Here is a 24,589-nt window from a genome sequence, read left to right on the forward strand (position 1 = left end):
CGATTCTAGCGGTGGCGCGGGTCAGGCCTTGGCGAGGCGCGCGTAGAAGAACCCGTCCATGCCCGCGTCGCCCGGCAGGCGCTGGCGGCCGACCCCGGCATCGCGCCCGAATGCGTCATCCAGCGGCAGCACCCGCGCATCCGGCGTGCGCGAAACGAACGCGTCGACCTGCGCCGCGTTCTCGTCGCGCAGGATCGAGCAGGTGGCGTACAGCAGCGTGCCGCCCCGGGCGAGCAGCGGCCAGCAGGCGTCGAGGAGGCGCGCCTGGGTCGCCAGCAACGCGGCGAGGTCGGCTTCGCGTCGGTGCAGCAGGATGTCGGGCTGGCGGCGGACCACCCCGGTGGCGCTGCAGGGCGCGTCCAGCAGGATGGCGTCGAACGGCGTGCCATCCCACCACGCCCCGGGCGCGGCGGCATCGGCGATGCGCGCCTCGACCGCGAGCGCGAGCCGCGTGAACGTGTCCTGCATCCGCCGCACGCGCCGCGGATCGATGTCCAGCGCGAGGATGCGCAGGCTGGGGTCGCGCTCGGCCAGGTGCGCGGCCTTGCCGCCGGGCGCGGCGCAGGCATCCAGCACCCGCGCGCCGGGCGCCGGCGCCAGTGCATCCGCCACCGCCTGCGCGGCGCCGTCCTGCACGGAAATCGCGCCGGCCTGGAACCCCGGCAGCTGGTCGACCGGGCGTGCCGCCTCCAGCCGCACCGCATCCGCCAACCCCGGCACGCCCTCGCCGGCGATCCCGGCAGCGCGCGCATCTTCCAGCCACGCGTCGCGCGACGCCACGCGGCGGTTGACCCGCAGCCACATCGGCGCGGCGCGCGCGCTTTCGGCGAACACCGCATCGGCGTCCGCCGGCCAGTCGGCGCGCACCTTGGCCGCCAGCCAGCGCGGCCAGCCGGCGTCGGCCGGTGCCTCCGGCAAGCCTTCGCGCTGCGCGCGGCGCAGCACCGCGTTGACCAGGCCGGCCTGGTGGGGGCGGCCCAGCCGGCGGGCGGCCTCCACGGTCGAGGCGAGCGCCGCATGCGCCGGCATGCCCAGGTCCAGTTGCGCGAACCCCGCATGCAGCAACGCCCGCAGTTCCTGGTCGCGCGGACCAAGCGGTTTCGCCAGCCAGGCTTCGATAGCCGCGTCGAAGCGCGCGTGCTGGCGCAAGGCGGCGAACACGATCGCCTCCAGCAGGGCCCGGTCGCGGGCATCGGCGAGGGCCGGCAATGCCGCCGCGAGCGTCGCCTTCAACGAACGCCCGCGATGCATCACCACGTCGAGTACGCGGGCAGCCGCGACCCGCACGGCGACGCCGCTGCTCATCGCCGAGCGTCTTCGCGCGGCTTCAGCAACCCGCCATTGAGCGCGTCAGCGGCGGTGATCGCCTTGCCGCCCTCGCGCTGGAGGACGCGGATGCGCAGGACGCCATCCGCGCAGGCCACGTCGATGCCGTCGCGGCCGGCGCGCAGGACGCTGCCCGGGACGGCGCCATGCGCCTCGTCGAGGGCAACCGCGCCATGGATGCGCACGCGTTCGCCGCCGAGCAGCGTCTCCGCCATCGGCCACGGGTTGAAGGCGCGCACCTTGTTGGCCAGCACGCGGGCCCGTTGCGACCAGTCGAGCCGCGCCTCGGCCTTGTCGATCTTGTGCGCGTAGGTCACGCCCGCGTCCGGCTGCGGATGCGGCGGCAACTGGATGGTGGCACGCAGCAGCCCGAGCGCGTCGGACAGCACCTGCGCCCCGAGGTCGGCAAGCCGGTCGTGCAGGCGGCCGCCGGTCTCGTCGGGCCCGATGTCGAGCGCCTGCGCCAGCAACACCGGGCCGGTGTCCAGGCCCTTCTCCATTTGCATCAGGCAGACCCCGGTGCGGGCGTCGCCGGCCTCGATCGCCCGCTGGATCGGCGCGGCCCCGCGCCAGCGCGGCAGCAGCGAGGCATGCACGTTCCAGCACCCGTGGGCAGGGATGTCGAGCACCGACTGCGGCAGGATCAGCCCGTAGGCCACCACCACCATCAGGTCGGGCGCCAGCGCGCGCAGTTCGGCCTTGGCCGCGGCGCTGCGGAAATGCTCGGGCTGGTGGACCGGGATCCCGCGCAGCACCGCCTCCAGCTTCACCGGAGACGGCGCCAGCCCGCGTCCGCGCCCGGCGGGGCGGTCCGGCTGGGTGTAGACGGCGACGACTTCGGCCTTGTTCGCGGCCGCGCGCAGGCAGGGCACCGCGAACTCCGGGGTGCCGGCGAAAACGATCCTCATCGGTCAGGCGGCCGCGGCGCGGCGTGCCTTGGCCAGCTTCTTGCGCACCATCTCCCGTTTCAGCGGGCTGAGGTAGTCCACGAACAGCTTGCCCAGCAGGTGGTCCATCTCGTGCTGGATGCACACCGCCAGTAGGCCGTCGGTGGTGAGTTCGCGCGACTGGCCCTCGCGGTCGAGGAAGCGGACGGTGATGGAGTCGGCGCGGGTGACGTCGGCGAAGATCCCCGGCACCGAGAGGCAACCCTCCTGGTAGACCTGACCGCCCTCGCTGGCCACGATCTCCGGATTGACGAACACCAGTGGCCGGCTTCGGTCCTCGGTCACGTCGATCACCATGAACCGCTTGTGCACGTCGACTTGGCTCGCGGCCAGGCCGATGCCCGGGGCCTCGTACATGGTCTCGAACATGTCGTCGAGCAGCGCCTGGAACGCCGGCGTCGCCAGTTCGGCAGGGTCGACGTCGACCGCCCGGGTGCGCAGGCGCGGGTCGGGGAACTCGAGGATGGGGAGCAAGGCCATGGGGGAAAATCCTGGACGGGGCGTCACAACTGCGAACGACGCCACGATTGTAACGCGCGCAAGCTGGCTGCCCGCTTGCCCGGGCACCGCGCTTGTGGGCTATAGTGGCCCGGCTTCAGGGGGGTTTTTTCATAGGGAGCGGGGAGATGGCCGCCATGCTTGAACGTGTTTCTGAGGCAGTGCGTCGCAAGGCCGTGCGTCCGCGCGGCTTGCGCACGATGCTCGCCGCCGCCTTGTTGACGGTGGCCACCTATGCCGCCGCGGTGGAACTGCGCGGCGACCACCCCGAGTCCTACGTGGTCAAGCGCGGCGATACCCTGTGGGACATCGCCGGCCGCTTCCTGCAGAAGCCCTGGCTGTGGCCGGAGATCTGGCAAGCCAACCCGCAGATCAAGAACCCGCACCTCATCTATCCGGGCGACGTGATCAGCCTGGCCTACCTGGACCGCGTCGCCGCCAGCATCCAGGCCGGCCCGCGCACGGACGGCCCGGTCAACGCGGTGTCGCTGTCCGAAGTCGAGCCCTTCCTCAAGGACCTGCGGATGGTGGAGAGCCTCGACGGCCTGCCCTACGTGGTGGGCCTCGAGGAGGACCGGATGCGCAGCAGCCACGGGCAGGTCGCCTACATCCGCGGCCTCGACGGCGTCGCCCCCGGCCAGCGTTACCTGGTGGTGCGGCCGGAGAAGCGTTACCGGTTTGTCGATCGCTCCGGCTACTGCTGCGACCGCTTCCAGAGCGAGGATCTCGATGCGCGTGGGGAGCCCATGCGCGATGCCGAGACGTACTGGAGCAACGTGGTGTTCCCCGACAAGGGCAACGAGTTCCTCGGCTACGAACTCATGACCCAGTCCACCGGTACGGTCACCCGCGGCGACATGGGCGGCCAGATGGCGGCCACGCTCCTGCTGGACAGCGAGGGCCGCGAGGTCCGCGTCGGCGACCGGCTGGTCCCGGTGGAAGCCCAGCCCTACGACCTGCAGTTCATCCCGCATCCGCCCAAGCAGGAGCAGGAGTACGGGCGCCTGCAGGTCATGGCGGTCTCGGACATGCTGACCTCGGGCGGCCCGCACGACGTCATCGCGATCTCGGGCGGCAGCGCCCAGGGCATCGACAACGGCACCGTGTTCTCCATCTGGCGCAGGGGCAACTCGGTCACCGACCGGGTGAAGTCGGGCCTGGATCGCGACGAGGACGTGACCTTGTTCGAGAGCAAGGTGCGCCTGCCCGACGAATTCGCGGGCCACGCGATGGTGTTCCGGACCTTCGACAAGGTCAGCTACGCGCTGGTCATGAGCGCGGTGAAGCCGGCGCGCGTCGGCTACGAGCTCAAGCATCCCGACGCGACCTACTGACCGCGGGGTTTCCCGACCCCTGCATGCGACGGCGCCCGAGGGCGCCGTCGTCGTATCCGGCCCAGGCTGGCGGCATGCCCGATGCCCCAGCCACCGCGACCGACGCCCCTGCCCTGCTGCGCCTGGCCGCCGGCGGCCTGCGCGCGGGCCTGCAACGCCGCCTGCTGGACAGCCATGGCAGCGCGGCGGCGGCACTGGCCGCCGGACCGCGCGACTGGGCGAGCCACGGCATCCCCGCCGAAGCGGTACGGGAACTGCGCAATCCGGACCCGGACGCGCTGCGCCGTGGCGAGCGCTGGCTGGCGGACCCAGGCCACCACGTCCTGGGCTGGCGCGACCCCGACTATCCCCCGCTGCTGCGGCGGATCGCCAGCCCGCCAGCCCTGCTGTTCGTGGCCGGCGACCCGGCGCTGCTGTGGCGCCCGGCGCTTGCCATCGTCGGCAGCCGCGCGGCGACCGCCGGCGGCTGCGCGAACGCCGCCAGCTTTGCCCGGGCCATGGCCGCGACCGGCCTGTGCGTGGCCAGCGGGCTGGCGGCCGGCATCGACGGGGCCGCACACCAGGCCGCACTGGAGGCCGGTGGCGCGACGGTGGCCGTGCTCGGGACCGGGCCCGACGTCGCCTACCCGGTCCGCCATCGTCCGTTGCTGGAGCGCATCACCGCCGAAGGCGCAGTGGCCAGCGAGCACCTGCCGGGCACCGGCCCGCTGCGCCAGCATTTCCCCAGCCGCAACCGGATCCTCGCCGGCCTGAGCCTGGGCGTGCTGGTCGTCGAGGCCGCCGAGCGCTCCGGCGCGCTGGTCACCGCCCGCCTCGCGGCCGAGGCCGGGCGCGAGGTGTTCGCCCTGCCGGGCTCGATCCACAACCCCATGGCCCGTGGCTGCCACCGCCTGCTGCGCGAGGGCGCGGCCTTGGTGGAGTCGCCAGCCGAGGTGCTGGAAGCATTGGCACCGCTGGCCGCCGACCTCGCCCGCACCCTGCGCGGCAGCCTTGGACCGGTGGCGGCGGGCGTCGCGCACGGGCCGCCGACCCACGCGCCGCCGCCGGATGGCGACCACCATCGGTTGTGGGAGGCGCTGGGCCATGACCCAACGGGTATGGATGAGTTGGTCGAACGCAGCGGATTGACGGCTGCCAATGTGTCGTCCATCCTGCTGGCGTGGGAGCTGGACGGGCGGGTCACGTCGGAACACGGTCGCTACACCCGGACCGGGGCCTGAAGCCAGTGGATCGCGTGCAAGGCGCCCGGGTGGCGCAGGCCGAGGGCCATGAAAGAAAGCATCCTGGACGTCCTGCTGTACCTCTTCGAGCACTACTTCACCAACGATGCCTTCGACCATCCGGGCGACGACCTGACCGCCCAGAACGGGCCGCTGGTGGGCGAGTTGACCGAGGCCGGCTTCTCGGTCGCGGAAATCCGCAAGGCCTTCGACTGGCTGGACGCGCTGGCGCGCCAGCGGCCTGCCCCGGGGCAACCGCGGGTGGGCGGCCCGACCCGCGTCTTCCACGGCGCGGAGCTGGCCAAGCTCGACACCGAGGCGCGCGGCTTCCTGCTGTTCCTGGAGCAGCACGGCATCCTGGACGCCGACCAGCGCGAACTGGTGCTGGACCGGGCGATGGCGCTGGACCAGGAGGAACTGGAGCTGGACGACCTGAAATGGGTCGTGCTGATGGTCCTGTTCAACCAGCCGGGCAGCGAGGCCGCCTACGCCTGGATGGAAACCCAGATGTTCCTGGACGAGCCGGAACCGGTGCACTGACCGGGCCCGCGGGCGGGTCGCCGCTTGACAGGGCGCCCCCCCGCGTGATTCCACTGTAATAAGACGAGACCGAACGCCCGGGGCCGACACCCCGGGCGTTGGCATCTCCGGGCGCCGCCTTCGCGCGCCCTTCATCCCCTCTTCGGAAGCTCCGCCGCATGGCCAAGAACCTCCTCGTCGTCGAGTCGCCCGCCAAGGCCAAGACGATCAACAAGTACCTCGGCAAGGACTTCACCGTCCTCGCCAGCTACGGCCACGTCCGCGACCTGGTGCCGAAGGAGGGCGCGGTCGATCCCGACCACGGCTTCGCGATGCGCTACGAGACCATCGACAAGAACGAGAAGCACGTCGAGGCCATCGCCAAGGCCGCCAAGGCCGCCGACAACCTCTACCTGGCGACCGACCCGGACCGCGAGGGCGAGGCGATCAGCTGGCACATCGCCGAGATCCTGCGCGAGCGCAACCTGGTCGGCGACAAGCCGCTGCAGCGGGTGGTGTTCACCGAGATCACCCCGCGCGCGATCAAGGAGGCGATGGGCCACCCGCGCGCGATCGCCAGCGACCTGGTCGACGCCCAGCAGGCGCGCCGCGCGCTGGACTACCTGGTGGGCTTCAACCTGTCGCCGGTGCTGTGGCGCAAGGTACAGCGCGGCCTGTCCGCCGGGCGCGTGCAGTCGCCGGCGCTGCGCATGATCGTGGAGCGCGAGGAGGAGATCGAGGCGTTCAAGGCGCACGAATACTGGTCGATCGAGGCCGAAGTCGCGCACCCGTCGCAGGGCTTCACCGCGCGCCTGTCCAAGCTCGACGGCAAGAAGTACGTCAGCGACACCAAGAACCTCGAGTTCAGCATCACCAACGGCGAGGACGCGGAGGCCGCGCGCGCGCGCATCCAGCGCGCCGCCGGCGGCGTGCTGCACGTGACCGACGTCGCCAGCAAGGAACGCAAGCGCCGCCCGGCGCCGCCGTTCACCACCTCGACCCTGCAGCAGGAAGCCGCGCGCAAGCTCGGCTTCACCACCCGCAAGACCATGCAGGTCGCGCAGAAGCTGTACGAGGGCGTGGCGATCGGCGAGGAGGGCACCGTCGGCCTGATCACCTACATGCGTACCGACTCGGTGAACCTGTCGCAGGACGCGCTGGCCGAGATCCGCGACGTGATCGCCCGCGACTACGGCACCGAGGCGCTGCCGGACAAGCCCAACGCCTACCAGACCAAGTCGAAGAACGCGCAGGAAGCGCACGAGGCGGTGCGCCCGACCTCGGCGTTGCGCACCCCGGCGCAGGTCGCGCGCTTCCTGACCGACGACGAGCGCAAGCTCTACGACCTGGTGTGGAAGCGCAGCGTCGCCAGCCAGATGATCCCGGCGACGCTCAACACCGTGACCGTGGAACTTGCCGCCGGCAGCGAGCACAGCTTCCGCGCCAGCGGCACCACCGTGGTGGTCTCCGGCTTCCTCGCGGTGTACGAGGAAGGCAAGGACAGCAAGACCGCGGACGACGACGACGAAGGCCGCAAGCTGCCGCTGATGAAGCCCGGCGACAACGTGCCGCTGGACCGCATCCACGCCGACCAGCACTTCACCCAGCCGCCGCCGCGCTTCACCGAAGCCGCGCTGGTCAAGGCGCTGGAGGAGTACGGGATCGGCCGTCCTTCGACCTACGCCTCGATCATCCAGACCCTGCTGTTCCGCAAGTACGCGGAAATGGAAGGCCGCAGCTTCCGCCCGACCGACGTCGGCCGCGCAGTCTCCAACTTCCTCAGCACGCACTTCACCCGCTACGTCGACTACGACTTCACCGCCAGGCTCGAGGACGAACTCGACGCGGTCGCGGCCGGCGAGGAGGAGTGGATCCCGCTGATGGAGAAATTCTGGGGTCCGTTCAAGGAACTGGTGGACCAGAAGGCGGAATCGGTGGACCGCAGCGAGGCCACCGGCGCGCGCGAGCTCGGTGCCGACCCGAAGTCCGGCAAGCCGGTCAGCGTCCGCCTCGGCCGCTACGGGCCGTACGCGCAGATCGGCGACAAGGACGTGGACGAGAAGCTCGAATTCGCCTCGCTGCGTCCCGGCCAGTCGATGCACACCATCACCCTCGAGGACGCGCTGGAACTGTTCAAGCTGCCGCGCACCCTCGGCGACTCCAACGGCGAGCCGGTCAGCGTCGGCATCGGCCGCTTCGGGCCGTTCGCCAAGCGCGGCAGCACCTATGCCTCGCTGAAGAAGGAGGACGACCCGTACACCATCGAACTCGCACGCGCGGTGTTCCTGATCGAGGAGAAGGAAGAGATCGCGCGCAACCGGGTGATCAAGGAATGGGCGGAGAGCGACATCCAGGTGCTCAACGGCCGCTTCGGTCCGTACATCAGCGACGGCAAGCTCAACGGCAAGGTCCCCAAGGACCGCGAGCCGGCGTCGCTGACCCTGGCCGAGGTCCAGCAACTGCTGCAGGAGACCGGCAAGCCGGCGCGCCGCGGCTTCGGCGCCAAGAAGGCGGCAGCCAAGACCGTGGCGAAGAAGGCCGCCGAGAAGGCACCGGCCAAGGTCGCGAAGAAGGCGGTCAAGAAAGCGGTCAAGAAGGCCGCCAAGAAAGCCACGACGAAGGTCGCGAAGAAAGCCGCCGCGGCGGCGAAGCCGTTCAAGTCGATGTCGGGCATCGAACCGGCGCAGCCGGTGCTGACCGCCAAGCCGGTGGTTGCCGGCGGCAAGCGGGTGGTCAAGAAGCCGGCACGCGAGGACGCGCCGTTCTGACCGATACCACCGGGGGCATCCGGCCCGGGATCGGCCTGCCGTCCCGGCATGCCGCTAAGTGGTTTCTTTCGTAACGGTTTTTCCGCCGTCGCAGGCGGTTGTCGCGCCGCACAAATTGTGGTCTATTCGGATGAAGCGATGCCTTGGTGCAGTGCGCCATGGCCTCGTCCCACCCCGACGGACACCACCATGCAGCACGGCCTGGATGGGGCTCTGTACGACCCCGCGAGCGAACACGACAGTTGTGGCTTCGGCCTGATCGCGCAGGTCGCGGGCGACGGTTCGCGCGCGATCGTCGACATCGCCCTGGACGCGCTGTCGCGCATGGCGCACCGCGGCGGGGTCGCCGCCGATGGCCTGTCCGGCGATGGCTGCGGCGTGCTGCTGCACGGGGTCGACGGCTTCGTGCGCCAGCTCGCCGCCGACGCCGGCATCGGCCTGCACGCCGGCCCGGTCGCCGCCGGCAACGTGTTCCTGCCACGCGACGCCGCGCGCGCGGCCGCCTGCCGCAGCCGCCTGGACGCCGAACTCGCCGCCGTCGGCGCGCGGGTGGCCGGGTGGCGCGCGCTGCCGGTGGATCCCGCGGCCTGCGGGCGGCTGGCGCAGGCGTCGATGCCGGCCATCGAACAGGTGTTCGTCGAGAGCGACGAGGCCGACGCCGACGCGCTGGAGCGCCAGCTGTTCCTGGCCCGCAAGCGCGCCGAGCAGGCGCTACGCGATGAGCCCGACTTCTACGTGGTCGGGCTGTCGCCGCGCCTGCTGGGCTACAAGGGCATGGTCCTGCCGGACCGCCTGCCACAGCTGTTCCCCGACCTCGCCGACCCGCGCCTGGCCGCGCGCGCGGTGGTGTTCCACCAGCGCTTTTCCACCAACACCCTGCCGCGCTGGCCGCTGGCGCATCCGTTCCGGCGGCTCGCCCACAACGGCGAGATCAACAGCATCGAAGGCAACCGCCGCTGGGCGCAGGCGCGCCGCGGGGTGTGGCGCTCGCCGCTGCTGGACGTGTCCGGCTTCGACGAAGTGGTGTCGATGCATGGCTCCGACTCGCAGAGCCTGGACAGCATGCTCGAGTGGCTGCTGCTCGGCGGCATGGACCTGCCCAAGGCCATGCGCATCCTGATGCCGCCGGCCACGCAGTCGCTGGAGTACAAGGACGCCGACCTCGCCGCGTTCTACGAGTACTACGCGATCAACTCCGAACCATGGGACGGCCCCGCCGGCGTGGTCATGTGCGACGGCAGGCACGCGGCCTGCGCACTCGACCGCAACGGCCTGCGTCCCGCGCGCTGGACCCTGTCCGACGACGGCGTGTTCGTGATCGCCTCCGAAGCCGGGGTGTGGGAGCTGCCGCCGGGCCGGGTGGCGGCGAAGGGCAAGCTGGGGCCGGGCGAGATGATCGCGGTGGACCTGGCCGGAGGCCGCCTGCTCGACAACGAGGCGATCGATGCGCTCAACCGCGCGCGCCGGCCCTACAAGCAATGGCTCAAGCGCGGGATGACCTACCTGCACACCGAGCTGATCGACCCGGCGCTGGCCGATGCGCCCTTCGACGACGCCACCCTGCTCGGCTTCCAGAAGCTGTTCCAGCTCACCCGCGAGGAACAGGAGGCGGTGCTGCGGCCGCTCGCCGAGACCGAGCAGGAAGCCACCGGTTCGATGGGCGACGACATCCCGATGGCCGCGGTCAGCCAGCGCGTGCGGCCACTCTACGATTGCTTCCGGCAGGCGTTCGCGCAGGTCACCAACCCGCCGATCGACCCGTTGCGCGAGGACTGCGTGATGTCGCTGGCGACCCAGATCGGGCGCGAGGGCAACCTGTTCCATGACGGCCCGGAGAACGTCGACCACGTCCTGCTGAATTCGCCTGTGCTGAGCCAGCGCAAGCTGCACCAGCTGCTGGCGCTGCCGCGCTTCGCCGCCGCGCATCGCTACCTCGACCTGTACTTCGATGCCGGCACCCCGCTGGCGGCCGCGCTCGACCGCCTGTGCGCGGAAGCCGAGGACGCCGCGCGCGACGGCATCGAGCTGCTGATCCTCACCGACCGCCGGCCACGGCGCGGCACCGCGCCCGTGCATGCGCTGCTGGCCACCGGCGCGGTGCACCTGCACCTGGTGCGCCGCGGCCTGCGCTGCGAGGTCAACCTGATCGTCGAGACCGGCACCGCGCGCGACCCGCACCACTTCGCCTGCCTGGTCGGGTATGGCGCGACCGCGGTGTACCCGTACTTGGCCTACCAGACCCTGCACGCGCTGGGCCGCCGCGGCATCCTCGGCGGAAAGACCAGCGGCGAGCCGCTGCAGATCGGCCGCAGCTACCGGCGCGGGGTGAAGAAGGGGCTGCTGAAGATCCTGTCGAAGATGGGCATCGGCAACATCGCCAGCTACCGCGGCGCGCAGCTGTTCGAGATCGTGGGCCTGGCGGACGAGGTGGTCGCGCGCTGCTTCGAGGGCACGCCCTCGCGCATCGGCGGCGCGGGCTTCGCGCGGCTGGAGGCGGACGCACGCGCACTGGCCGACCTCGGCTGGGACGACGATGCGCTGCCCGAGCAGGGCGGGCTGCTGCGCTACGTGCACGGCGGCGAGTACCACCAGTACAACCCGGACGTGGTGCAGTCGCTGCAGCGCGCGGTGCGCAGCGGCGAGCGCGCCGACTGGAGGGCGTATGCCGCGCACGTGGACGGGCGCCCGCCGGCCGCCCTGCGCGACCTGCTCGCATTGAAGCGGGCCGGCACGCCGCTGCCGCTGGACGAGGTGGAACCGGTCGCATCGATCGTGCGCCGCTTCGACAGCGCGGCGATGAGCCTGGGCGCGTTGTCGCCCGAGGCGCACGAGGCGCTGGCGATCGCGATGAACCGCCTCGGCGGGCGCAGCAATTCCGGCGAGGGCGGCGAGGATCCCGCGCGCAACGGCACCGAGCGGCGCAGCAAGATCAAGCAGATCGCCTCGGGCCGCTTCGGCGTCACCCCGGAATACCTGATCAACGCCGAGGTGCTGCAGATCAAGGTCGCGCAGGGCGCCAAGCCCGGCGAGGGCGGCCAGTTGCCGGGCAGCAAGGTCAACCCGCTGATCGCGCGCCTGCGCCATGCCAAGCCCGGCATCGGCCTGATCTCGCCGCCGCCGCACCACGACATCTACTCGATCGAGGACCTCGCGCAGCTGATCTTCGACCTGCGCCAGGTCAACCCACGGGCGCTGATCTCGGTGAAGCTGGTCAGCCATGCCGGGGTCGGCACCATCGCCGCCGGCGTGGCCAAGGCCGGCGCCGACCTGATCACCATCGCCGGCCACGATGGCGGCACCGGCGCCAGCCCGGTCGGCTCGATCCGCTACGCCGGCGTGCCGTGGGAACTGGGGCTGTCGGAGGCGCGCCAGGCGTTGCAGCACAACGACCTGCGCGCACGCGTGCTGCTGCAGACCGACGGCGGCCTGAAGACCGGCCTCGACGTGGTCAAGGCCGCGCTGCTCGGCGCCGACAGCTTCGGCTTCGGCACCGCGCCGATGATCGCGCTGGGCTGCAAGTACCTGCGCATCTGCCACCTCAACAATTGCGCGACCGGCGTGGCCACCCAGGACGAGGCGCTGCGCCGCGACCATTTCCGCGGCCTGCCGGAACGCGCCGAATGCTTCTTCCGCAACGTCGCCGAGGACGTGCGCGAATGGCTGGCGGTGCTCGGGCTGCGCTCGCTGGACGAGGCGGTGGGCCGCACCGACCTGCTGGAGCAGGTGCAGCGCGGCACCCGCGAGCATGTCGACGTCGACCTGTCGAAGCTGCTCGCGCGCGATCCCGCGCACGCCGCCGCCTACTGCGGCAGCCCGGCGCTGCAGGCGCCGCCGGACGGCCTGGCCGCGCGCCTCGACGCGGCGCTGGCCGGCGCGATCGAACGCGGCGAGGGCGCCACCGTGCGCGAGTCCATCCGCAACACCGACCGCAGCATCGGCGCGCGCCTGTCGGGGCGGATCGCGCGCCACCACGGCGATGCCGGCCTGCCCGACCGGCCGCTGGCCGTGCACCTGGCGGGCAGCGCGGGCCAGAGCTTTGGGGCGTTCAACGCCGGCGGCCTGCACCTGCTGCTGGAAGGCGAGGCCAACGATTACGTCGGCAAGGGCATGGCCGGCGGCCGCATCGTGGTGCGCCCGCCGCGCGCCAGCCGCTTCGTCGCATGCGAGGCGCCGATCGTCGGCAACACCTGCCTGTACGGCGCCACCGGCGGCGAGCTGTACGCCGCGGGCCGCGCCGGCGAGCGCTTCGCGGTGCGCAACTCCGGCGCCACCGCGGTGGTCGAGGGCGCCGGCGACCATTGCTGCGAATACATGACCGGCGGCGTGGTCGCGGTGCTCGGCCGCACCGGGCTGAACTTCGGCGCCGGCTTCACCGGCGGCCTCGCCTACGTGCTCGACCTCGACCGCGGCTTCGTCGATCGCTACAACCACGAGCTGATCGACATCGTGCGGATCTCGCCGGAAGGTCTCGACCACTACCGGCAGCACCTCACCGACCTGCTCGACGCGCACCTGCGCCACACCGGCAGCGCCTGGGCCGGGCGCATCCTCGAGGACTTCCGCGACTACATCGGCAAGTTCTGGCTGGTGAAGCCGAAGGCGGCCAGCCTGGACGCGCTGGCCAACGACCTGAGGCGCGCCGCATGAGTCGCAAGCAGGTCTTCCAGTTCCGCGATGCGCCGCGCGAGATGCCGGCGAAGGTGCCGCTGGCGGAACGCGTCGGAGGCGACTGGCACGAGCTCTACGGCCGCTTCGGCGCGGCCGAGGCCAGCCACCAGGCCGGGCGTTGCCTGGACTGCGGCAACCCGTACTGCGAAGCGAAGTGCCCGGTCCACAACTACATCCCGAACTGGTTGCAGCTGGTCCAGGAAGGCCGCCTGCTGGAGGCCGCCGCGCTCTGCCACGAGACCAACCCGTTGCCGGAGATGTGCGGCCGCGTCTGCCCGCAGGACCGCCTGTGCGAAGGCGCCTGCACGCTGCACGACGAGTTCGGCGCGGTGACCATCGGCGCGGTCGAGAAATACATCGTCGACACCGCGTTCGCGCAGGGCTGGCGGCCGGACCTGTCGAAGGTGGTGGCGACCGGCAAGCGGGTCGCGGTGGTCGGCGCCGGGCCGGCCGGCCTCGCTTGCGCCGATCGCCTCGCGCGCGCCGGCGTGCAGGCCACCGTGTTCGACCGCTATGAGCAAATCGGCGGCCTGCTGCAGTTCGGCATCCCCAGCTTCAAGCTGGACAAGTCCGTCATCGCCACCCGCCGCGCGGTCCTGGAAGGCATGGGCGTGGCGTTCCGGCTGGGCGTCGAGGTCGGCCGCGACGTCGGCATCGAAACCTTGCTGCAGGATTACGACGCGGTGTTCCTCGGCCTCGGCGCGTACCGCTACACCGATGGCGGGCTGCCGGGGCAGGACCTGCCGGGCGTGCTGCCGGCGCTGCCATTCCTGGTGCAGAACGGGCGCATCGTTGGCGGCGACGCGCCCGATGGGCGACCGATCGCCGGCTGGGAAACCGCGCTCGCGCTGCCCGACCTGCGCGGCAAGCGCGTGGTCGTGCTCGGCGGCGGCGACACCGGCATGGATTGCGTGCGCTCGGCGATCCGCCTCGGCGCGGCGCAGGTCACCTGCGCCTACCGCCGCGACGAGGCCAACATGCCCGGCTCCGCCCGCGAGGTGGCGAACGCGCGCGAGGAAGGCGTGCAATTCCTGTTCAACCGCCAGCCGCTGGCGATCCTCGCCGATGCCGCGGGCCAGGCATGCGGCGTACGGGTGGTCGAAACCCGCCTCGCTGACGCAGACGCGAACGGCCGTCGCGCGGCGGAACCGATCGCCGGCAGCGAATCGATCCTCGAGGCCGACGTGGTGGTGATCGCCTTCGGGTTCTCACCACGCGCGCCTGCCTGGCTGGACGCCTTGGGCGTGCAGGCGCAGGCCAACGGCCGGCTGCAGGTCGGCGGCAACGGTCGGCTCCCCTACCAGACCGGGCATGATCGCCTGTTCGCCGGCGGCGACTGCGTGCGCGGCGCGGACCTGGTGGTGACTGCGGTGCAGGAAGGCCGCGACGCCGCGGCCAGCATCGTCCGCCTGCTGCGCGGCGCGAAGGCCATCCCCGCCCTGCTCGCCAGCGCCTGAATGCGCGGCGCCGCGACCCGGCGCTGAATGACGGGGCGCTGCGGGGTTCCCGCGCCGCATGGCTGCGCCCAAGATAGGCGCATGCGCGCGCACCTGCCCCTGCTTGCCTGCCTCGGTGGCGCCCTCGCTTTCGCAGGGCCCGGATCGTCGGCGGCGCAGCAGGCAGCGGCGACCCCTGATGCGACGGTGTTCTACAAGTGCACCGATGCGAAGGGGCAGGTGTCGGTGCAGAACGGCACGCCCTGCGCCGCGGGCATGCGCCAGGAAATCCGCCGCATCGGCGAAGTCCGCACGGTCCCGGTGCCCGCGGCGAAGCCGAAAGCCTCGCCAGCGTCCGCGCCGCCGGTGCGCGGCGACTTCGTGCTGGTGGCCGGGCCGACGATGCAGCGCACGCCCGCCGCTGCAGCCGCGACCCTGCCGCCACCCCCCACCCTGTTCGAGTGTTCGACCTGGGAGGGAACGCGCTACCTGGGGGAAACGGCGACCCCGGCGCCCCGTTGCGCACCGCTGCAGGTGGTGGGGATCGACGGCAGCGCTGCGCTGGGCATGGGCCAGGCCTGCGAGATGAAGCAGGATGCCTGCACGGAGGTGCCCGAAGCCCAGCGTTGCGCGGCCTGGTATCGGCGCATGGACGAGGCCGAGTTCCGCCTGCGCTACGCCAGCGATGCCGACCGCGGCGAGCGCCAGGCCGCGTTGACCGCCCTGGATGCGACGCTCAAGGCCAGCAACTGTTCGCCGGTCGCGCCGGCGACCGACACCACGCCTTAGCCAACGCGTTCCCGCATCGTCCCCGATGCGCGCGACCGGGCATTGACGCCGCGTGCGCTGGTCCGCATGCGGATGGGATCAACGCAGGATTCGCGCGGACAGGCTGCATGCTCCGCTCCCGGCGACGCCCTGCCGAAAACATACTGCGTGCCGCTTTCCATCGGGCCGTTCCGTGCAACGACGCGTCGCCATCACCGGACTTGGGACCGTCTGCCCGCTTGGGTTGGATGTGGAACAGGCGTTGGCGTCGCTGCGCACCTCCCGTTCCGGGATCGTCGCGATGGAATGCGCCACGCTCGGTGCCGCTTTCCCCGCCGGGCGGGTGCAGGCGGATTACTCGACCGCATTCCCCAAACTGGAACAACCCTTCCTGGATCGCTGCCAGGCGATGGCGATCATCGCCGCGCGTCAGGCGACCGAAGACGCGGGGTTCGCCGGATTCGAGCGCCATGGATCGCGCGCCGGGTTGCACTACGGCAACGTCAACGGCGGCGTGGCGACCATCCATCAGTGGCATGCGGACATGTTGCTGGGTGGCAAGCGCAAGGCGCGACCGTTCACCGCGATGGCGATCATGTCCAACGGCGGCGCCGCCCAGGTCGCGATCCGGCATGCGATCCAGGGCCCGGTGCTGACCCATGCGAGCGCCTGCGCATCGTCCGCGATCGCGATCGGCGAAGCCATGCGTGCGATCGCCGACGGGCGCCTGGACGTCGCCGTGGCCGGTGGTGCGGAGGCGCCTTTGGAGGCGCCGCTGTTCGGGGTATTCGACGGGACGCGCGCGCTGTCGCCGATCGACGGCGCGGACCCGGCCGCGTCGTGCAAGCCCTTTTCGAGCCGGCGCTCAGGATTGGTGCTCGGCGAAGGCGCCGCGTTCCTGGTGCTGGAAGCGGAAGACCATGCGCGTGCACGCGGCGCCGTGATCCACGGCTACCTGGTCGGCTACGGGGTGGCCTGCGACGCGCACCACATCGGCATGCCGGCATCGGAGGGCCAGGTGCGATGCCTGCGGGCCGCGCTGGAGGACGCCGGCCTTGGACCCGCGCAGGTCGACTACGTCAACGCGCATGCCACCGCCACGGACGGCGGAGACGCGATCGAGGCGGCCTCGCTGCGCGAGGTCTTCGGCACCGCGCCCGACGCCCCCGCGGTGAGCTCCACCAAGTCCGTGCATGGCCACCTGCTCGGCGCGGCTGGCGCGCTGGAATGCCTGGTCTCCGTGCTCGCCACCCGCGAAGGCCTGTTGCCGGCAAGCGCGCATCTCGGCACCGCGGACCCGCGTTGCGCGCTGAACCATGTGGGCCAAGCCGCGCGCCCCAGCCGGATCCGCCATGCGCTCAGCTTTTCCTGCGGCTTCGGTGGCACCAACGCCGCCTTGGTCATCGCCCACCCCGGCACCAGCGCACACTGAGCGAATGCACGCCATGCCCCACGGCGACATGCCCGCACCCCGCGCTGCACGCGAACGCGTCGCCCTCGATCGCACCACGTCGGGCGGCAGCGACGTCCTGTGGGTCCGGTTGTCGCCGGATGCCGCCACCGGCCTGCAGAACGTCACCCATGCGCTGCTCGACGAGATGCTGGCATTGCTTGATGGCCTCACCGCTGGCGGTGGTGCGGAGCACCGGCCGGGCCATGTCGTCCTGCAATCGCGGCATCCGGAGCACTTCTGCGTGGGCGGCGACCTGCGCCTGTTCGAGTCCTGCATCGCCCGTGGCGACGCGGTGGCGTTGCACGACTACTCCATGCGCTGCCTCGCGCTCATGCTCGGCTGGTCGACCGCGCTCTCCTCCCGCGCGACCTCGATCGCCCTCGTGCAGGGCCGTGCGCTGGGCGGCGGCTTCGAGATGGCGCTGGGCGCCGACCGCATCATCGCCGAGGAACGCAGCACGTTCGGATTCCCGGAGATCGTGTTCGGCCTGTTCCCTTGCACCGGCGCGATGGGCCTGTTGCAGCAACGGGTCGGCGCGCGCCAGGCCGAGCGCATGATGACCAACAACCGGCTCTACCGCGCCCGCGAATTGCATGCCATGGGCATCGTCGACGAGGTCTGCGCGGATGGCGAAGGCGAGGCCGCCGTCGCGCGGTTCATCGCCGAACGCACGAACCGGCACGCGGCGATGCTCGCGGTGCAGCGGATCCGCCTGCGCGCGAGCGCGCTGGACCGCGATGCCTGCGTCCGCGTGGTCGACGACTGGGTGCACGCCGCGATGCATCTCTCGGCGGACGAACGCCGCGCCTTGCGCACGCTCGTGCTCCTGCAGGGGGCGCAAACGCCGCAGCCGTCGCGCCACGGAGCCGGCACCCGATGAACCATCCCCACCCACGGAGGCAGCCCATGCAGACCACCGACATCTTCGATGCCCTGAGCGCACTGGTCGTGGAACGCTACGGCACGCCCGCGACTCCGCTCGAACCCGGCACCCGCCAGTCCGACCTGGCGATCGACTCCATCCTGATGCTGGACCTGTTGATGGACATCGAGGACCGGTTCGGCTTCCGCTTCCGCTCGATGGAGTTGCCCCGCGATCCCGCGTTGTCGGACCTGGTGGCGCTGATCGAATCGAGCCTCGCGGCAGCGCGGCCTGGCCACTGATGCGCGGGCGGGCTCAGAATCCGTAGCGCAGGAAGCCGCCGTCCACCGCGATGCATTCGCCGGTGACGTAGCTCGACGCCGGCATGCACAGGAATGCGACCACCGAGGCGACTTCCTCGGGTTCGCCGACGCGGCCCATCGGCGTACGTTGCAGGACCTCGTCGAGGTAATCGGGATCGGACAGCTTCACCGAGGTGCGGCGGGTGCGGATGTACCACGGCGCGACGCAGTTCACCCGCACGCCGTCCTCGGCCCATTCCACCGCGAGGTTGCGGGTCATCTGGTGCAGCGCGGCCTTGCTCATCCCGTACGGCGCCCCGCTGCGCACGTGGGTGATGCCGGAGACGCTGCCGATGTTGACGATGCTCGAGGTCGCGTGCCGCGCCAGCTGCGGATGCGCGGCGCGGCACAGTTCGAACGCGGAGAACAGGTTGGTCTCGAAGATGCCGCGCCACTGGTCCTCGCCGTAGTCCAGCGCGGGCCGGGTGAGGTTGCCGCCGGCGTTGTTGACCAGCAGGTGCAGCCCGCCCTGGTCGGCGGCCCAGTCCAGGATCTCCGCGCGTTGCTCCTCGTCGGTGACGTCGGCCGGCAGCGCGAGCACCGCGTCCTCCGGCCCCGGGAATTCCTCCTCGAGTTCCGCGCGCGCCCGCTCCAGCGCCGTCGCCTCGCGCGCCACCATCAGCACCTGCGCGCCCAGGCCCAGCAGTTCGCGGCAGATGGCCAGGCCGATGCCGGCGCTGGCGCCGGTCACCAGCGCGCGTTGTCCCTCCAGGCTCCAGCGGTTGCGGTCCATGCGCGGCGTCCTCGTTGGCGTCGGGCGTAGGATAGGCCGACGCCGGCAATCGCCGCACCCGCACGGAGCCCCGCATGCCCCGGACCATCCGCCTGACCGCTGCCCTCTGCGCGACGCTCGCCCTCGTCGCCTGCGCGCCGCCGAAGCCGCCGGAGGAGGAACGCCGCCCCGCGCCCCAGTCGCAATCCGATGCGGGATCGGCCTCGCCCTCGGCGATCGTCGAACACGCCACCGCCTACAAGGACCGCGCCCGTGAAGCGGTCCAACAGGCCGGGGAGGCCGCGGACCGCGAACGCGCGGCCGCGGACGCCGCCGCCCGGTAGCTGCCTCAGTCCATGGCCCTGGGATAGGCGAGCAGGATCACCAGGTCCTCGTCGCCCGCCTGCATCAGGGCATGGGTGCTGCCGGTGCGCGTGAGCATGGCGTCGCCCGGGCCGACGTCCCGGATCGTGCCATCGAGGATGTAGCGCCCGCGGCCGCTGACCACGTAGTACACCTCGTCCTTGTCGTGCTGGTGCAGGCCGATGCCGGCGCCCTTGTGCAGCACGCGCTTGCGCAGCACGAACCCGAGGCCGGGGGCATCGGCGAAAAACGGGTAGGCGGTGGTGTCGCCGCCGCCGCCATGCGGCCCGGGCTGGCGGCGCGCGAGGGCGGCTTCGTGGACGACCTGCGATGGCGACGCCTGGGCGCGTCGCACGGCCAGCGCATCGGCATCCGCGCCGCAATCGATGTCGCGCACCAAGTCGCGCCGCAACGCGGGATCGATGGCGTCCCATCCGCGCACCACCAGGCAGGCGACCGCGACCGCGCCGCGCGCCTGCAGGTGGGTGTCGTCGGCCTGGCCCAGCGCCGGCACGTGCATGTAGAACGGCTTCGAGGCCTCGTCGCCGAGCGCGCGCAGCCACGCCGAGGACATGGCGTCCAGGTCGATGAGGCCCACGCCTTCCCTGGCCGCGAGCGCACGGACCGCGGCCGAGTAGCGGCCATGCGTGTCCAGCAACTGGTCGATCGTGCTGCCGCGCTCGAACTTGCGCCGCGCCAGCGGGGTGACCAGGATCGGCGTGGCGCCCTTCGCGCGGGCCAGCGCGACGTAACGCAGCAGCCAGCGCGGGAATGCCTCGCTGGGTTCGTTGTAGCGGGTCGGGTCCTCGATCTTCTCGTCGTTGTGGCCGAACTGGACCAGGAGGACGTCGCCCGCGCCCAGCGCCTGCTCCAACGGCGCCAGCCACCCTTCCTCGATGAAGCTGCGCGCACTGCGCCCGGATTGCGCATGGTTGCGCACCGTCCACGCGGCGGGATCGAGGAAGGACTGCAAGCGCATGCCCCAGCCTTCGCGTGGCGCGCGCTCCGGGCCGTACTGGCTCGCCGTGGAATCGCCCACCACGAACACCTCGCGGGGCGCCGCGCGCTGCGGTGCCGCCATCGCCGCAAGGCAGGCGCAGGACAGCAGCAGGAACGTGGCGAATCGCAGCGCGGGCGGCGTGCGCGAGGATGGCGGGACGGACAGGGCGAAGTCCTGGAGGAGGGAGTACCGTCGCCCCATCCGTCCCATGGGATTCAGCGCGCCAGCCAGCCGCCGTCGACCGGGATGACCGCCCCGTTGACGTAGTCCGACGCCGCGCTGGCGAGGAAGACCGCGGCGCCGCCGAGGTCGGCCGGCGTGCCCCAGCGTCCGGCCGGGATGCGCTCGAGGATCGCCTTGTTGCGGTCCTCGTCGGCGCGCAGCTGCGCGGTGTTGTCGGTGGCCATGTAACCGGGCGCGATCGCGTTGATGTTCACGCCCTTGCCCGCCCACTCGTTGGCCAGCAGGCGGGTAATGCCGGCGATCCCGCTCTTGGAGGCCGTGTAGGACGGCACCCGGATGCCGCCCTGGAACGACAGCATCGAGGCGATGTTGATGACCTTGCCGCGGCCCTGCGCGATGAAGTGCCGCCCCGCCGCCTGCGCCATGAAGAACGCCGACTTGAGGTTGACGTTCATCACGTCGTCCCAGTCCTTCTCGCTGAAATCCACCGCATCGGCGCGGCGGATCAGGCCGGCGTTGTTGACCAGGATGTCGAGCCCGCCGAGCCCCTCCAGCGCCTCGCGCACCACCCGGTCGATCGGCTCCAGCGACGACAGGTCGGCCTTGATCGCGACGAAGCGCCGGCCGAGCGCGGCCACCCGCGCCTCCGTCTCGAGGGGTGCGGCGATGCCCGCCGCGGCGATGTCGGCGCCGGCTTCCGCCAACGCCAGGGCGATGCCCTGGCCGAGGCCGGTGTTGGCGCCGGTGACCAATGCGACCTTGCCGGCCAGGCTGAACGGATGCGTCATGGTGGTGTGCTCCCGGGTCGCGTCACTTGAGCTGGCAGATGTCCAGCACGTGCATGTCGGTGTAATCGAGGTTTTCGCCGCCCATCGCCCAGATGAAGGCGTAGTTGGCGGTGCCCGCGCCCATGTGGATCGACCACGGCGGCGACACCACCGCCTCGTCGTTCTTCACCACGATGTGGCGCTGCGCGGCCGGCTGGCCCATGAAGTGGTAGACGCGGTCGTTCTCGCCGAGGTCGAAGTAGAAGTACACCTCGCTGCGGCGGTCGTGCAGGTGCGGCGGCATGGTGTTCCAGACGCTGCCCGGCTTCAGCACGGTGAGGCCCAGCAGCAACTGCGAGGACTGGCACGTCGCCGGCACGATGAACTGGTAGATGGTCCGCTCGTTGCTGGTCTCCAGGGCACCGCGCTCCAGCGCCACCGCGTCCTCGATCGACAGCTTCCTGGTCTCGAAGCGCGCGTGCGCCGGCGTCGAGGCGAGGTAGAACTTCGCCGGGTTGGCGGCGTCGTCGGAGGCGAAGCGGACGTCGACGCTGCCCATCGCGATGTACAGGCCGTCCTTCGGGCCAAGCGCGTACGTCGCGCCATCGACCGTGACCGTGCCGCTGCCGCCGCCGACATTGATGACACCCAGCTCGCGGCGCTCCAGGAACGGATGGCCGGCGGCCGACGCCGGTTCGGTCTGCTTCGGCAGCTCGACCGCCTTCGACACCGGGGCCGCGCCGCCGATCACGAAGCGCTCGTTGTGCGAGTAGTTGAGTTGCACCGTGTCGGCGACGAACAGGCTTCCGATGAGGTAGCGGTCGCGCAGCTGCTCGTTGCTGGCGCCGTCCATCATGTCCGGATGGGTGGCGTGGTAGGTCTTGCAGTACATGCAGGGGCTCCAGGCAGGCGCCGCGCTCGGCGCAGGGGCGTTCGGGGGACGATTCTACGGAAGTTTGACTACCGGTGTCATTCTGCGTCGCGACACGTGTCGAGCGACCGCCACGACCGGGCTCAGGACGGGGGCTGGCAGGAGTCGCGGGTCACCAGGTGCGGCCTGACGCTGGCCATCGCCCGCGGCGCGTCCTCGGGCTGCAGCAGCATCGCCGCCGCCACCCGGCCGGTATCGCGGGTATCGCGCCGGACCGAGGTCAGCGGTGGCCACAGCCGCGACGCCAGCGGACTGTCGTCATAGCCGACCACCGACAACTGCTGCGGGATCTGGATCCCGCTGCGCAGCGCCACCCGGTACACGCCGGCGGCCATCTCGTCGTTCTCGCAGAAGATCGCGGTGGGCCGCGGCGTCGCCGCCAGCAGCTTCTCCGCGGCGGCCACGCCGGATTCGAAGGTGTAACCGGCCTCCACCACGCGCCCGGGCGCCAACGCGATGCCGCGCCGCTCCAGCACGCCGAGGAAGCCGCGGGTGCGCTCGATCGCGGACCGGTAGTGCGCGGGACCGGTGAGCACCGCGATGTCGCGGTGGCCGAGCGAGAGCAGGTAGTCGGCGACCTCGGCCGCGCCGTCGTGGTCGTGGGTCACCACCATGCGTTCCGGCGCGTCCAGCGCGACCGCGGCGATGCGCACGTAGCGGCACCCGATCTCGTCCAGCATGTCCGCCAGCGCCTGGTCCTCGGACACGCGCGGCACCAGCATCACCCCGTGCAGCTTCTGCTGCTGCACGAAGCGGCGCACGCCGTCGATGTAGCCGGGGCTGCGGCTGTCGCACGGGTGCACCACCAGTTCGAAGCCCGAATCGCGCAGGCTGTCGAGTGCGCCGTACTGCATGTTGACGATGAACTGCGCGGTCGGGTTGTCGTACACCATGCCGATCAGGAACGACCGCCGGAACGCCAGCCCGCGCGCGATCGGGTCGGGGACGTAGCCCAGGTCGCGCATCAGCGCCTCGACCTTCTCGCGCGTGTCCTGGCGCACCAGCGGCGAGCGGTTGATCACCCGCGACACGGTCTTCTTGGACACCCCGGCGAGCCGGGCGATGTCGTTGATGGTGTTCGCCTTGCCGGCGGCGGCCGGACGCGTGGATGTCTTGGCGGCTGGCATGGCGTGCCCGTGGTGTCCCGGTCCGATTCTAGCCGCCGGCAGGCGCGCCGCGGCGCGCGCTCAGGATTTCAGCGCGGCGGGCAGCCACAGCGACACCTGCGGGAACAGCGCGACGACGAGCAGGACCAGCAGCCCGGCCAGCCAGAACGGCCAGATCGTGCGGATCGCCTGGCCGATGCCGATCTTGCCGATCGCGGTGCCGATGAACAGCACCGAGCCCACCGGCGGGGTCACCAGCCCGAGGCCGCCGGTGAGCACCAGCACCAGCCCGAAGTGGATCGGGTCGATGCCGTAGGCCTTGGCCACCGGCAGGAAGATCGGCGTGCAGATGAGGATCATCGGCGCGAGGTCCATGAACGTGCCGAGCAGCAGCAGCATCAGGACGATCACCAGCAGCACCGTGGTCTTGTCGTGGGCCACCGATTGCAGCAGCGCGACCGCCGCGGCGGGCACCTGCAGGTAGGCCAGCAACCAGCCGAACACCGCGGCGCAGGCGATCACGAACAGGATCGCGCCGGCGCTGCGGGCCGCGTGGGTGACGGTGTCGAGGAAGCTGCGCCAGCCCATCTGGCGATACAGCACGCCGGTCACCAGCAGGGCATAGACCACGGCGAGCGCGGCGCTCTCGACCGCGGTGAAGATGCCCGCGCGGATGCCGACGAAGATCAGCGCGACCAGGCCCAGCCCGGGGAGCGCGGACACCAGCCGCGCCAGCACCGAGCCCCACCCCGGGAATGCCTCGACCCCGTACCCGCGACGCCGCGCCACCAGGTAGCCGGTGGCCATCAGCGCCAGCGTCATCAGCAGCGCGGGGACGATGCCCGCGGCGAACAGGTCGGCGATCGACAGCCCGCCGCCGGCCGCCGCCGAGAACAGGATCAGGTTGTGCGAGGGCGGCACCAGCAGTGCGACCAGCGCGGCGGTGATGCTGACGTTGACCGCATAGTCGCGGTCGTAGCCGCGCTTCACCATCTGCGGGATCATCGTGCCGCCCACCGCGGACACGTCGGCGATCGCCGATCCCGACACGCCGCCGAAGAACAGCGACGACAGGATGCTGACCTGCCCCAGCCCGCCGCGGACGCGGCCGACCAGCGCCGATGCCAGCGCGATGAGGCGCTCCGAGATCCCGCCGCGGAGCATGAGCTCGCCGGCGAAGATGAACAGCGGGATCGCGATCAGGCTCGCCGAACCCGCGCCGGCCGCGACCTGTTGCACCAGCACGATCGCCGGCACGCCGAGATAAACGAGGGTGGCCAGCGCCGACGCGGCAAGCGCGAACGCCACCGGCACGCCCAGCACGAGCAACAGCGCGAACAACCCGAACAACAGCGCGATCGCCATG

General features: G+C 71.5%; 20 protein-coding genes. 11 read left to right on the plus strand and 9 right to left on the minus strand.

Annotated elements, in window-relative coordinates:
- Positions 1–21 precede the first annotated feature (21 nt).
- The 3 genes from rsmB to def are packed head-to-tail and all read right to left on the minus strand — an operon-like array spanning position 22 to position 2,753.
- A complete protein-coding gene (gene rsmB / locus ON759_RS06980) occupies positions 22–1,305 on the minus strand; it encodes a 16S rRNA (cytosine(967)-C(5))-methyltransferase RsmB (protein WP_271679650.1) in 1,284 nt (427 codons plus the stop codon).
- Complete coding sequence (gene fmt / locus ON759_RS06985; protein WP_271679651.1) at positions 1,302–2,234, minus strand: methionyl-tRNA formyltransferase; 933 nt, start codon at positions 2,232–2,234, stop codon at positions 1,302–1,304. The genes rsmB and fmt overlap by 4 nt, the downstream gene beginning before the upstream one ends.
- 3 nt (positions 2,235–2,237) lie before the next feature.
- Positions 2,238–2,753, minus strand: a complete 516-nt coding sequence (gene def / locus ON759_RS06990) for a peptide deformylase (protein WP_271679652.1) — start codon at positions 2,751–2,753, stop codon at positions 2,238–2,240.
- 218 nt (positions 2,754–2,971) lie between these two features.
- On the opposite strand from def, the gene ON759_RS06995 reads away from it, so the two are divergent.
- The 10 genes from ON759_RS06995 (at position 2,972) to ON759_RS07040 (ending at position 18,101) form a co-directional block, all read left to right on the plus strand.
- Positions 2,972–4,105 (plus strand): LysM peptidoglycan-binding domain-containing protein, encoded by a 1,134-nt coding sequence (locus ON759_RS06995; protein WP_271679836.1) that lies wholly within the window; start codon positions 2,972–2,974, stop codon positions 4,103–4,105.
- 74 nt (positions 4,106–4,179) lie between these two features.
- A complete protein-coding gene (gene dprA, locus ON759_RS07000) occupies positions 4,180–5,325 on the plus strand; it encodes a DNA-processing protein DprA (RefSeq protein WP_271679653.1) in 1,146 nt (381 codons plus the stop codon).
- Positions 5,326–5,373: 48 nt separating this feature from the next.
- Positions 5,374–5,865 carry a DUF494 family protein gene (locus ON759_RS07005; RefSeq protein ID WP_271679654.1) on the plus strand — a complete coding sequence of 164 codons (492 nt, stop codon included), beginning with the start codon at positions 5,374–5,376 and terminating at the stop codon, positions 5,863–5,865.
- A gap of 158 nt (positions 5,866–6,023) precedes the next feature.
- Complete coding sequence (locus ON759_RS07010) at positions 6,024–8,612, plus strand: DNA topoisomerase I (protein WP_271679655.1); 2,589 nt, start codon at positions 6,024–6,026, stop codon at positions 8,610–8,612.
- Positions 8,613–8,801: 189 nt separating this feature from the next.
- The gene (gene gltB, locus ON759_RS07015) at positions 8,802–13,259 is read left to right on the plus strand and encodes a glutamate synthase large subunit (RefSeq protein ID WP_271679656.1); all 4,458 of its coding nucleotides are present in this window, start codon (positions 8,802–8,804) and stop codon (positions 13,257–13,259) included.
- Positions 13,256–14,737: an FAD-dependent oxidoreductase gene (locus tag ON759_RS07020; protein ID WP_271679657.1), complete on the plus strand. Its 1,482-nt coding sequence runs from the start codon at positions 13,256–13,258 to the stop codon at positions 14,735–14,737. Before gltB ends, ON759_RS07020 begins: the two co-directional genes overlap by 4 nt.
- Before the next feature lie 81 nt (positions 14,738–14,818).
- Complete coding sequence (locus tag ON759_RS07025) at positions 14,819–15,505, plus strand: DUF4124 domain-containing protein (RefSeq protein WP_271679658.1); 687 nt, start codon at positions 14,819–14,821, stop codon at positions 15,503–15,505.
- Positions 15,506–15,677: 172 nt separating this feature from the next.
- Positions 15,678–16,916 (plus strand): beta-ketoacyl-[acyl-carrier-protein] synthase family protein, encoded by a 1,239-nt coding sequence (locus ON759_RS07030; protein WP_271679659.1) that lies wholly within the window; start codon positions 15,678–15,680, stop codon positions 16,914–16,916.
- Positions 16,917–16,920: 4 nt separating this feature from the next.
- Entirely contained in the window at positions 16,921–17,817 is an 897-nt protein-coding gene (locus tag ON759_RS07035) for a crotonase/enoyl-CoA hydratase family protein (protein WP_271679660.1), read from the plus strand.
- 26 nt (positions 17,818–17,843) lie between these two features.
- Complete coding sequence (locus ON759_RS07040) at positions 17,844–18,101, plus strand: acyl carrier protein (RefSeq protein ID WP_271679661.1); 258 nt, start codon at positions 17,844–17,846, stop codon at positions 18,099–18,101.
- Positions 18,102–18,114: 13 nt separating this feature from the next.
- On the opposite strand, the gene ON759_RS07045 is transcribed toward ON759_RS07040, so the two are convergent.
- Positions 18,115–18,894 (minus strand): SDR family oxidoreductase, encoded by a 780-nt coding sequence (locus ON759_RS07045; protein ID WP_271679662.1) that lies wholly within the window; start codon positions 18,892–18,894, stop codon positions 18,115–18,117.
- Positions 18,895–18,968: 74 nt separating this feature from the next.
- On the opposite strand from ON759_RS07045, the gene ON759_RS07050 reads away from it, so the two are divergent.
- On the plus strand, positions 18,969–19,217 hold the full coding sequence (locus ON759_RS07050; RefSeq protein ID WP_271679663.1) for a hypothetical protein: 249 nt from the start codon (positions 18,969–18,971) through the stop codon (positions 19,215–19,217).
- Between the two features lie 5 nt (positions 19,218–19,222).
- On the opposite strand, the gene ON759_RS07055 is transcribed toward ON759_RS07050, so the two are convergent.
- The 5 genes from ON759_RS07055 to ON759_RS07075 form a co-directional block, all read right to left on the minus strand.
- Positions 19,223–20,317: a GDSL-type esterase/lipase family protein gene (locus tag ON759_RS07055; protein ID WP_271679837.1), complete on the minus strand. Its 1,095-nt coding sequence runs from the start codon at positions 20,315–20,317 to the stop codon at positions 19,223–19,225.
- Positions 20,318–20,451: 134 nt separating this feature from the next.
- A complete protein-coding gene (kduD, locus tag ON759_RS07060) occupies positions 20,452–21,207 on the minus strand; it encodes a 2-dehydro-3-deoxy-D-gluconate 5-dehydrogenase KduD (RefSeq protein ID WP_271679664.1) in 756 nt (251 codons plus the stop codon).
- A gap of 22 nt (positions 21,208–21,229) precedes the next feature.
- Positions 21,230–22,078 (minus strand): 5-dehydro-4-deoxy-D-glucuronate isomerase, encoded by an 849-nt coding sequence (gene kduI / locus ON759_RS07065; protein WP_271679665.1) that lies wholly within the window; start codon positions 22,076–22,078, stop codon positions 21,230–21,232.
- A gap of 122 nt (positions 22,079–22,200) precedes the next feature.
- Positions 22,201–23,244, minus strand: coding sequence for a LacI family DNA-binding transcriptional regulator (locus tag ON759_RS07070; protein WP_271679666.1), 1,044 nt, complete (start codon positions 23,242–23,244; stop codon positions 22,201–22,203).
- 60 nt (positions 23,245–23,304) lie between these two features.
- Positions 23,305–24,588 (minus strand): TRAP transporter large permease, encoded by a 1,284-nt coding sequence (locus ON759_RS07075; RefSeq protein WP_271679667.1) that lies wholly within the window; start codon positions 24,586–24,588, stop codon positions 23,305–23,307.
- Between the last annotated feature and the right edge of the window lies 1 nt (position 24,589).

It is taken from the genome of Thermomonas mangrovi, assembly GCF_028201335.1.
GTDB lineage: Bacteria > Pseudomonadota > Gammaproteobacteria > Xanthomonadales > Xanthomonadaceae > Thermomonas > Thermomonas mangrovi.